This is a genomic window from Comamonas sp. B-9 (assembly GCF_000410635.1).
In the GTDB taxonomy this organism is placed as follows: Bacteria; Pseudomonadota; Gammaproteobacteria; order Burkholderiales; family Burkholderiaceae_C; genus Comamonas.
Map to the genome: position 1 here is coordinate 41675 of NZ_KE148553.1, position 8757 is coordinate 50431.

9 protein-coding genes are annotated in these 8757 nt (G+C 65.8%); 2 read left to right on the forward strand and 7 right to left on the reverse strand.

The genetic code is table 11. From position 1 onward, the window contains the following. Nucleotides 1-145: 145 nt before the first annotated feature. The 3 genes from H928_RS0110120 to H928_RS0110130 all read right to left on the reverse strand — a co-directional run bounded on the left by H928_RS0110120 (nucleotide 146) and on the right by H928_RS0110130 (nucleotide 3019). A complete protein-coding gene (locus tag H928_RS0110120) occupies nucleotides 146-1075 on the reverse strand; it encodes an NAD(P)-dependent oxidoreductase (protein WP_021026395.1) in 930 nt (309 codons plus the stop codon). Beyond that, on the reverse strand, nucleotides 1072-1758 hold the full coding sequence (locus tag H928_RS0110125) for a diguanylate cyclase (protein WP_021026396.1): 687 nt from the start codon (nucleotides 1756-1758) through the stop codon (nucleotides 1072-1074). The genes H928_RS0110120 and H928_RS0110125 overlap by 4 nt, the downstream gene beginning before the upstream one ends. 256 nt (nucleotides 1759-2014) lie before the next feature. After that, on the reverse strand, nucleotides 2015-3019 hold the full coding sequence (locus H928_RS0110130) for a tripartite tricarboxylate transporter substrate binding protein (protein WP_021026397.1): 1005 nt from the start codon (nucleotides 3017-3019) through the stop codon (nucleotides 2015-2017). A gap of 120 nt (nucleotides 3020-3139) precedes the next feature. Between H928_RS0110130 and H928_RS0110135 the strand changes: the two genes are divergently transcribed. After that, nucleotides 3140-4000 (forward strand): IclR family transcriptional regulator, encoded by an 861-nt coding sequence (locus H928_RS0110135; RefSeq protein ID WP_021026398.1) that lies wholly within the window; start codon nucleotides 3140-3142, stop codon nucleotides 3998-4000. A gap of 66 nt (nucleotides 4001-4066) precedes the next feature. Here the strand turns inward: H928_RS0110135 and gudD are convergent, their stop codons facing one another. From gudD to H928_RS0110150, 3 genes are all read right to left on the reverse strand, one after another. Next, nucleotides 4067-5419: a glucarate dehydratase gene (gene gudD / locus H928_RS0110140; protein ID WP_021026399.1), complete on the reverse strand. Its 1353-nt coding sequence runs from the start codon at nucleotides 5417-5419 to the stop codon at nucleotides 4067-4069. Nucleotides 5420-5496: 77 nt separating this feature from the next. Next, nucleotides 5497-6492 carry a tripartite tricarboxylate transporter substrate binding protein gene (locus H928_RS0110145; protein ID WP_021026400.1) on the reverse strand — a complete coding sequence of 332 codons (996 nt, stop codon included), beginning with the start codon at nucleotides 6490-6492 and terminating at the stop codon, nucleotides 5497-5499. A gap of 177 nt (nucleotides 6493-6669) precedes the next feature. Beyond that, nucleotides 6670-7716: a LacI family DNA-binding transcriptional regulator gene (locus H928_RS0110150; protein WP_021026401.1), complete on the reverse strand. Its 1047-nt coding sequence runs from the start codon at nucleotides 7714-7716 to the stop codon at nucleotides 6670-6672. Between the two features lie 131 nt (nucleotides 7717-7847). Here H928_RS0110150 and H928_RS0110155 point away from each other — a divergent pair, with 131 nt between their 5' ends. Next, entirely contained in the window at nucleotides 7848-8111 is a 264-nt protein-coding gene (locus tag H928_RS0110155; protein WP_021026402.1) for a YlcI/YnfO family protein, read from the forward strand. Between the two features lie 26 nt (nucleotides 8112-8137). Here the strand turns inward: H928_RS0110155 and H928_RS27060 are convergent. Further along, a partial coding sequence (locus H928_RS27060) for an MFS transporter (protein WP_021026403.1) occupies nucleotides 8138-8757 on the reverse strand: 620 nt, incomplete at its 5' end.

Sequence of the window (8757 nt, forward strand, 5' to 3'; positions counted from 1 at the left end):
TTCATCTTTGTCTCCTGTCTTTCAGGCGTTCCTTAACGGGCCGCATGCTTGCAGCCTCTTGGTGTTTGCTGGGGCCGGGTCCATGCCCGGCCCGTTTTGCTACACGGGCAAGCAACGCTGGCTTGCCCGCACGCCAGCCAGTGCTTTAGGCCGTGGCTGGCGCCTTGGCCAGCACGGCCAGCAGGTTCTGCGCTGCGCCCACGCCCATGTTCACGTAGGCATCGCTGGTCACACCGCCAATGTGGGGGCTGAGGACAAAGTGCGGCTCGCGCTGGAAGGGGTGGCCGGCGGTCATCGGCTCCACTGCAAAGCTGTCCAGGCCCGCAGCCATCACCTGGCCTGCGCGCACGGCAGCCAGCAAGGCAGCCTCGTCGATCAACCCACCGCGTGCGGTGTTGACGACGATGACGCCACGCTTGCACTGCGCCAGGCTGCTGGCATTGAGCATGCCCCGGTTCTCTTCCGTCAGCGGGCAGTGCAGCGAGATCGCATCGGCCTCGCGCCAGAGGGTGTCCAGGTCCACGCTCTGCACATAGGCCGGCAGGTTCTTGGCAAAGGGGTCAAAGCCGATCACGCGCATGCCCAGCGCATCGGCCATCTTGGCAAAGCGCAGGCCGATGGCGCCCAGCCCTACCAGGCCAATGGTGCGGCCCCCCAGCTCCAGGCTCTTGTGCGTGGCCTTGTCCCAGTGGCCGGCATGCATGCGTGCATCGAGCGCCACGACGGACTTGGCGCATGCCAGCAGCAGCGCCAAGGCCTGCTCGGCCACGGCGGCAGCATTGGCGCCCACGGCGGCCACGACCTCGATGCCACGTGCCTTGGCGGCCACCTTGTCGATGGTGTCCGTACCGCTGCCGTGCTTGGAGATGACCTTGAGCGACGGGGCCGCATCCATCACCGCCGCGCCGACCTTGCCGTAGCGCACGATGATGGCGACCGGGTCATGCTGCTTGGCCAGCGCCACCAGGTCCTCTTCGGTCGGCGTCTTGCCGGCGTAGATGACTTCGTAGCCGCCAAGCAGGTCCAGCGCTTGCTGCGCCAGATCGGCGCCGGTGACGATGATGCGGGGGTTCACAGCGATTCTCCTTCCTGGAGCACGCCGGCCGCACGCAGTGCAGCGGGCAGCCATTTCGATGCCGTGTCGCCCCGGGCAATGGCGTCGATGCGGGCGGCTTCATCGGCCACTTTCTTGTCGGCCAGGGCCAGCATTGCAGGCGCCTTGGCGCGCTCGATCACGACCACGCCATCGGCGTCGCCCACGACCAGGTCACCGGGGTTGACCGTGGTGCCACCGGCCGAGATGGGGTGGTTGATGCGGCCGGGCACAAACTTGGTCGGGCCGGCGGGGTTGAAGCCGGCGCTGAACACCGGGAAGTCCAGCTCCAGGATTTCCAGCTTGTCGCGGATCGCACCGTCGACGATCACCCCTGCCAGGCCCCGCTTCTTGCAGGCGCTCAGCATCAAGGTGCCCATCAGTGCTGCCGTCTGGTCGCCCTTGCCATCGATCACCAGCACATCGCCGGGCTTGGCCAGCGCAATGGCGGCATGGATCATCAGGTTGTCGCCGGGGCGTACTTCGACCGTGAAGGCCGGGCCTGCGACCTGCATGCTTTGGTGGACGGGTGCCACCCGTGCATGCATGGTGCCGCGGCGGCCGGCCACGTCGGCCAAAATGGCGGCCTGGAAGCCGCTGGCCTTGGCTACGACGTCGGCGCTGACGCGATCGATGTCACGGATGATGTCGGGAAGTTGGCTCATGGTGTTGGTCCGTTGGGAAGGATGAAAAAGAAGGGGGCATGGCTGGCGCTCCGCGCCGCATGGGTCTTTCCGTGATGGATGGCCTGCACACCGTTGGCGGAGCCGGCGCTTTGCAGCGCGCCCAGCGGTTGAGGGCAGGGTGCTGTGCTGCCCGCCGAGAAACGGATGGGCACAGCCAAGCTGGCGCAGTGCATGGCGCGGTCTCTCAGCGGGTCGGTTGGAAAGGGCGGTGGTGCGGGCCGGCTGTGCTGCGGCCTTAGTTCAGGCTGGCGCCTGAGTCCTTGACGATCTTGGCCCAGCGGGGCACTTCGGCATGCATCAGCTTGCCAAAGTCTTGCGCGCTGCCGCCCAGGATATCGCCGCCTTCGGAGCGCAGCTTCTCGACCACATCGGGCTCGGCCAGCGCGGCATTGATGGCTTTGTTGAGCTTTTGCACGATCGCCTCTGGCGTGCCTGCCGGGGCCAGGATGCCAAACCAGGTAATGGCCTCAAAGCCCTTGCTGCCGGACTCGGCCATCGTCGGGGTGGAGGGCAACTCGCCCGAGCGCTGCTTGGAGGTGACCATCAGCGGCTGGAGCTTGTCATTGCGCACCTGGCCGATGAGGGAGGGGATCGATCCGACAAAGAGGTCGATCTGGCCGCCGGACAGGTCGGTGATCGCTTGCGCAATGCCCTTGTAGGGGACGTGGCGCAGCTTGACGCCGGTGGCCTGCTCAACCTGGGTGACGGCCAGGTGGGCGACGGTGCCATTGCCGGCATAGCCCACGGTGACGGTATCGGGCTTGGCTTTTGCAGCCTTCAAGACTTCGGCGATCGAATGCAGCGGGGTGCCCGAGCCGCTGACCATCAGGATCGGCGACGAGGAGACCAGCGCGACCGGGGTCAGGTTCTTGAGCGGGTCGTAGGGCAGCTTTTTGTACAGCGCCGGGTTGATGGCCAGGTTGCTGGTCTGGCCCATCACCAGCGTGTAGCCATCGGGCGCGGCCTTGGCGGCGGCATCCACGCCCAGGTTGCCACCGGCGCCGGGGCGGTTGTCCACGACGATGTTCCAGCCATTTTTCTCGGTGATCTTTTGCGCGACGGCGCGGGCAATCATGTCGGTGCCGCCGCCGGGGGGAAAGGGCACAAACAAACGGATGGGCTTGGCCGGGTAGTTGCTTTGGGCGTAGGCACCGGTAGCGGCTGCGGCGAGTACCGCCGTGCCCAGCGCCAGGCGGCACAGGCGCGCCGAGATCGAAATCGCTCGTGTCGTGATCGTCATACGTTGTCTCCGTATCGTTGTGTTGGTGTGGCCTTTTGGTCTGCTGCCAATCGGTGCGCTACTTTAAAAAAAAGTTTCAAGGGGTACAATGCCGTTTCAACCAATGAAACACATTGCACCATGGGCAACCCGTATCAGCGCAAACCCGCAGCCCGATCCAAGGCGAAACCCGGCCCCGTTGTCACGCAGCTGGTGGAGGACGACGTAGTCCGTGCCGAGGCCGGTGCAAATGCGGGGCAAGAGGAGGGCGCATCGTCGACCAGCACCGTCACTGCGGTGCTGCGGGCCATGCAATTGATCGATGCCTTTGCGTTGGGCGAATCGCATCTGCCGCTGGCCGAACTGAGCCGGCGCTGCGGCCTGCACAAGACCACGGCGCTGCGCATTGCGCGCACCCTGGCGCAGTCGGGCTACCTGGTGCAGCGGGAAGATGGCGATTGGCGCCTGGGCCCGGCAGCGGGCTGGCTGGGCGCGCGTTACCAGGCCGGTTTTGATGTGCAGAATGTGCTGGAGCCAGCACTGCGCGCGCTGACGATGGCGAGTGGCGAAAGCGCCGCTTTTTATGTGCGCGAAGGCAATGTGCGCACCTGCCTGGTGCGGGTGGAAGGCCCCCAGGCCTTGCGCCACCATGCGCGCATGGGCGAGGGGCTGCCGCTGGACAAGGGCTCGCCAGGGCGGGTGATTCTGGCGTTTTCGGGCGAGCCGGGCGACTTGTACGAAGCCATCCGCCAGCGCGGTTTTCACTGGTCGATTGGCGAGCGCGAGCAGGGCGTGGCTACCATCTCCGCGCCGGTGTTTGGCAAGCACTGGCGGCTGCTGGGCTCCGTCTGCGTGTCAGGCCCCGCCTCGCGCCTGCCGCAGCAAAAGCTGGAGGAAATGTCCAAGACCGTTATCGCGGCGGCCAACCAGCTGTCCTATGCGTTGGCGGGTAATACCGGGCCGTCTGCGACCCTGGTGCGGGCCAGCCACTGGCACCCCTGAGTCTTGCGCGAATGTGGTTGCGGCGTCCCTCGCGCGGCACGTCGAACGGGGGACTGCTGCAGCGGCTTAGCGCAGCATGCAAGGGCGCTTGTTGTCAAAGCGCCAGCCCGGCACCAGGTACTGCATGGCGATCGCGTCATCGCGGGCACCCAGGCCGTGCTGCAGGTAAAGCTGGTGCGCGCGTTCCACAGCATCCATGTCCAGCTCGATGCCCAGGCCGCTCTGTTGCGGCAGCTCGATATAGCCGCCCTGGATCTGCAGCGGTTGCTTGGTGAGGCCCTGGCCGTCCTGCCAGATCCAGTGCGTGTCGATGGCGGTGACCTTGCCGGGTGCGGCAGCGCCCACATGGGTGAACATGGCCAGCGACACATCGAAATGGTTGTTCGAGTGCGAGCCCCAGGTCAGGCCAAAGGCCTGGCAGAGCTGGGCCACGCGGACCGAGCCCGAGAGGGTCCAGAAGTGCGGATCGGCCAGCGGAATATCGACCGATTGCAGCGACAGCGAGTGGGCCATCTGGCGCCAGTCGGTGGCGACCATATTGGTCGCCGTGGGTAGTCCGGTCGCACGGCGGAACTCGGCCATCACTTCGCGGCCAGAGAAGCCTTCTTCGGCGCCGCAAGGGTCTTCGGCATAGGCGAGGATGCCGTGCAGATCGCGGGTGATGCGCACCGCATCCTTGAGCAACCAGCCGCCATTGGGGTCCAGGGTGATGCGGGCTTTCGGAAAGCGCTCGTGCAGTGCGCGGATCGCTTCAACCTCGTCCTCACCGCGCAGTACGCCGCCCTTGAGCTTGAAATCCTCGAAGCCATAGCGCGCATAGGCCGCTTCTGCCAAGCGCACGATGGCCTGCGGGTCCATCGCTTTTTCGTGGCGCAGGCGCTTCCAGTCGTCGGCCTCGTCGGGAAAGCTTTGGTAGGGCAGGTCGGTCAGCGCGCGGTCACCCACGTAGAAGAGGTAGCCCAGCATCTGCACCGAGGTGCGCTGCACGCCTTCGCCCAGCAGCGCAGCGACTGGCACGCCCAGGTGCTGGCCCAGCAGGTCCAGCAGGGCCGATTCTGCCGCCGTCACCGCATGGATGGTGGTGCGCAGGTCAAAGGTCTGCAGCCCACGGCCTGCGCTGTCGCGGCCGGCAAAGTTGCTGCGCATCGCGTTCAGCATGGCGTTGTAGTTGCCCACCGGCTGGCCCAGGATCAGCGCACGTGCATCTTCCAAGGTGTTGCGAATGCTCTCGCCACCCGGTACCTCGCCCACCCCCGTGCGGCCTGCGCTGTCGGTCAGGATCAGCAGGTTGCGGGTGAAGAACGGCGCATGGGCGCCGCTCAGGTTGAGCAGCATGCTGTCATGCCCGGCCACCGGCACCACGCGGTAGCCGGTGATGCGGGGGGTGGAAGAGGGCGATGCGGATGTGGTGGCTTGCATGGGGGGGGGGGGTACAGAAGATAAGAAAAGCAGGCTGGGCAGCGGGTGGTTCTGTCCCGCCGCCAGGCCCTGGGTGATTATTGTGCGGTGATGTTGCCCGTGGTGATGACCTGCTTCCAACGCGCAAACTCCTTGCGCTGAAACTCGGTAAAGACCTCGGGGCTGTTGCCGACCACTTCCAGGCCCATGTCGGTGAACTGCTTGCTGACGGCGGGGTCATGCAGCGCTTTGGCAATGCCGTCGTAGAGCTTGGCCTTGACATCGGCCGGCAGGTTCTTGGGGGCGGCAAAGGCTTGCCAGGCATAGACGTCCATGCCGTCAATGCCGGCTTCGGCCATCGTCGGCACATCGGGCAGCACGGCCGAGCGCTTGTTGCCCGTGACCGCAATGGCCTTGAGCTTGCCCGACTTGATGTGCGGGAACACGCTGTTGACGTTCTGGAAGGACATGTCCACCTGGCTGCCCAGCAGATCGGCGGTGGCCGGCGCGCCGCCCTTGTAGGGCACATGCAGGCCCTTGGTGCCCGTCTTTTGCCAGAACAGCTCGGCGGTCAGGTGGTCCGACGAGCCCGCGCCCGAGGTCGCAAAGCTGACCGTATCGGGCTTGGCCTTGAGCATGGCGATGACGTCCTGCACGTTGTTGACCTTGGGGGCGAGGCTGGGGTTGACCACCAGCACATTGGCCGTCTGTACCGCCACGGTGATGTAGCTGAAGTCGCGCGTCGGGTCATAGGGCAGGCCCTTGATCAGATGGGGTGCCACCACCAGCGGCGCCAGCGACGAGACCAGCAAGGTATAGCCATCGGCCGGGGCGCGCGCCACCTGGGCGGCGCCAATGCTGCCCGTCGCTCCTGCCTTGTTTTCCACCACCACCGACTGGCCCCACTGCTGGCCCAGGTTATTGCCAATCGCGCGCGCCACCGTGTCGGTCGCGCCGCCTGCGGGGAAGGGCACGATGATGGTGACCGGCTTGTCCGGCCAGGCCCAGGCACTGGGGCTGGCGGCCAAGGCCGCAGCGCTGGCGCAGACGAGGGCCGCTATCTTTTTCCATCCTGGTTTTGGGGTGGTGCTCATGTTTGTCTCCTGCTTTTAAGGCGTTGCTGAAATCTGGCTGAGCGATGCTTCGCTTCGAATAGTTAACGTTAACATTGGAATTTGTTGTATTGTTAACGTTAACTTTGGCTGAGAAATCAGTAATTACCCGATATTGCCAGGATGGCGGGGTGTGAATTTCTACCGAGACAGCGCTGTTTAGCCGCTGCTGCGCTGGGTAATGGAAAAGCCGATATCGACACGCTGCGCATCGATGGGCTGGTCCAGGGTGCGGGCCACAATCATGTCGGCCGCCAGCTGGCCAATGCGGGTGCCATCCAGCCGCACGGTGGTGAGGGGCGGGGCGGTGTCCTTGGCAAACTCCTGGTCGCCCAGACCGACAACAGCCAGGTCCTCGGGCACGCGCAGGCCCTGGTGCTGCGCCTCGACCAAGGCACCCAATGCCAAGGTATCGGAGCTGCAGAAAACGGCGGTGACCTCGGGCCGCTGGGCCAGGATCTCGGCCAGACCGCGCCGCCCGCCGCCCAAGGTGCTGGGCGCCGGCGTGTAGGCCACCGTCACCTCGGGCAGGCCGGCAGCTTGCGCCGCCTGCGCATAGGCCGCCACGCGCACCCGGGCACGCGCATCGTCACCGCTGACCATGCCCAGCTGCCGGTGGCCCTTGGCGATAAAATGCGCCGCCACCGCCTGGCCAATCGCGCTGTGCGAAAAGCCCACCAGCATGTCGATCGCCGTGTCGGTCAGGTCCCAGGTCTCCACCACCGGAATGCGCGAGGCCTGCAGCAGCGCCCGGCCTTCCTCGGATGCCGCCATGCCGATCATTACAATGCCATCGGGCCGGCGCTGGATGATGGCGCGGATCAGGTCCGCCTCTTGCGCGGCGTCATAGCCGGTGCGGCCAATCATCAGCTGGTAGCCGTGCTGGTTGAGCGCATGGTCGAGCGACTGGATCAACTCCTGGAACACGGGCCCCACCAAGGTCGGCAGCAGGGCCGCCACCAGCCGCGCCCGCGACAGCCGCAGCCCGCTGGCCAGCGCATTGGGCACATAGCGCATGCTGGCAATGGCATCGCGCACGCGCTGCAAGGTCTCCGGGTTGAGCCGCTCGGGGTGGTTGATGGCCCGCGACACCGTCATCGCAGACACGCCCGCAGCGCGGGCTACATCTTGGATCTTTGACGGTCGGTCAGTGGGTTGCACGGGCAGGTGGGGATGGTGGCTGAAAGTGCCGCTATCGTAGTCCATGCTAGGCGGTGCAGCGGGATTTGGGCGGTATTTGAGCCTGCCTGGGCGGGCGGTAGTCGCCCCCCGCCAACAAGACGCACTCAGAGGTTTAATGGCCGAGGATCCAGTCACTTGCACTTCAGGATCTACCTATGAAGAACGCCATCATCCCATCCATCTGCGTCGAGCCCGCTTTCCTGGACGAGGTGGAGCGTGTATTGGAGCCGAACGAAAGCCTGGCGTCTTTTGTCGAGACCGCTGTCCGCCACGAGATTCAGCAGCGGCAAGCACAGGCTGGATGGCTGCAGCGGGGATTGGCTGCCACGCGGCACTACAGCGCTGCTGCTGGCATCCCTGCAGAGGTGGTGATTGCCCGCCTGGAGGTCAAGTTGGATGCAGCCAAGCAGCGCAAATGAACCGCTGAATGTCAGGCAGCGAGGCCTCAACCCACCCGCCCCACCTCCAGCACCGACACCGCCCCACATGCCGGCCACAGGGCCACCAGCACCAGCAGTACCGCCACCAGCAAATAAGGCGCGCCAGGGTGCAGGTCATAGACCAGGGTACCCACCAAGGGCCCAAGGATCATGCCCAAGCCATGGGCTGCGGCCACAGTCCCCGCAGTGGCGCCTTGCTCATGCGGGCCCACGGCATTGGCGGCCAGAGCCATGACGGAGGGGAAGACCCAGCCCATGCCGGCGGCGCCTAAAAGGTAGCCGGCCCACAGCGCCCAGGGTGTGCTGGCCAGCAGCAGCGATGCAAAGCCCAGTGCAGACAGGGCGCAGCCGGCGCGGATCAGGCGCTGCGGCGTCCAGCCCAGCTTGCGCACGGCCAGCTGCGCGAGGATCAGGCCCACACCGACAACGGCCAGTGCAATGCCGGCGGCGCGTGCGGCGGCGCTGGCTTCCAGCTGCAGCCGGTCCAGTGCGAAGAAGCCCACAACGACCTGGGCAATGGTCACGCTGAACATCGCGCAAAAGGCGACGGCCATGGGGCGGCGCAGGCGCGGGTCGCTGATTTTGAGGTGGCCGGTGGGCGGGTTGGCATGCTGCTCGCTGCGCG

What these genes read in the sequence shown, in the direction of transcription:
- H928_RS0110145 (WP_021026400.1), bottom strand. Translation starts at nt 6,492, where the DNA reads ATGAGCACCACCCCAAAACCAGGATGGAAAAAGATAGCGGCCCTCGTC.
- H928_RS0110130 (WP_021026397.1), bottom strand. Translation starts at nt 3,019, where the DNA reads ATGACGATCACGACACGAGCGATTTCGATCTCGGCGCGCCTGTGCCGC.
- H928_RS0110125 (WP_021026396.1), bottom strand. Translation starts at nt 1,758, where the DNA reads ATGAGCCAACTTCCCGACATCATCCGTGACATCGATCGCGTCAGCGCC.
- H928_RS0110155 (WP_021026402.1), top strand. Translation starts at nt 7,848, where the DNA reads ATGAAGAACGCCATCATCCCATCCATCTGCGTCGAGCCCGCTTTCCTG.
- H928_RS0110135 (WP_021026398.1), top strand. Translation starts at nt 3,140, where the DNA reads ATGGGCAACCCGTATCAGCGCAAACCCGCAGCCCGATCCAAGGCGAAA.
- gudD (WP_021026399.1), bottom strand. Translation starts at nt 5,419, where the DNA reads ATGCAAGCCACCACATCCGCATCGCCCTCTTCCACCCCCCGCATCACC.
- H928_RS0110150 (WP_021026401.1), bottom strand. Translation starts at nt 7,716, where the DNA reads ATGGACTACGATAGCGGCACTTTCAGCCACCATCCCCACCTGCCCGTG.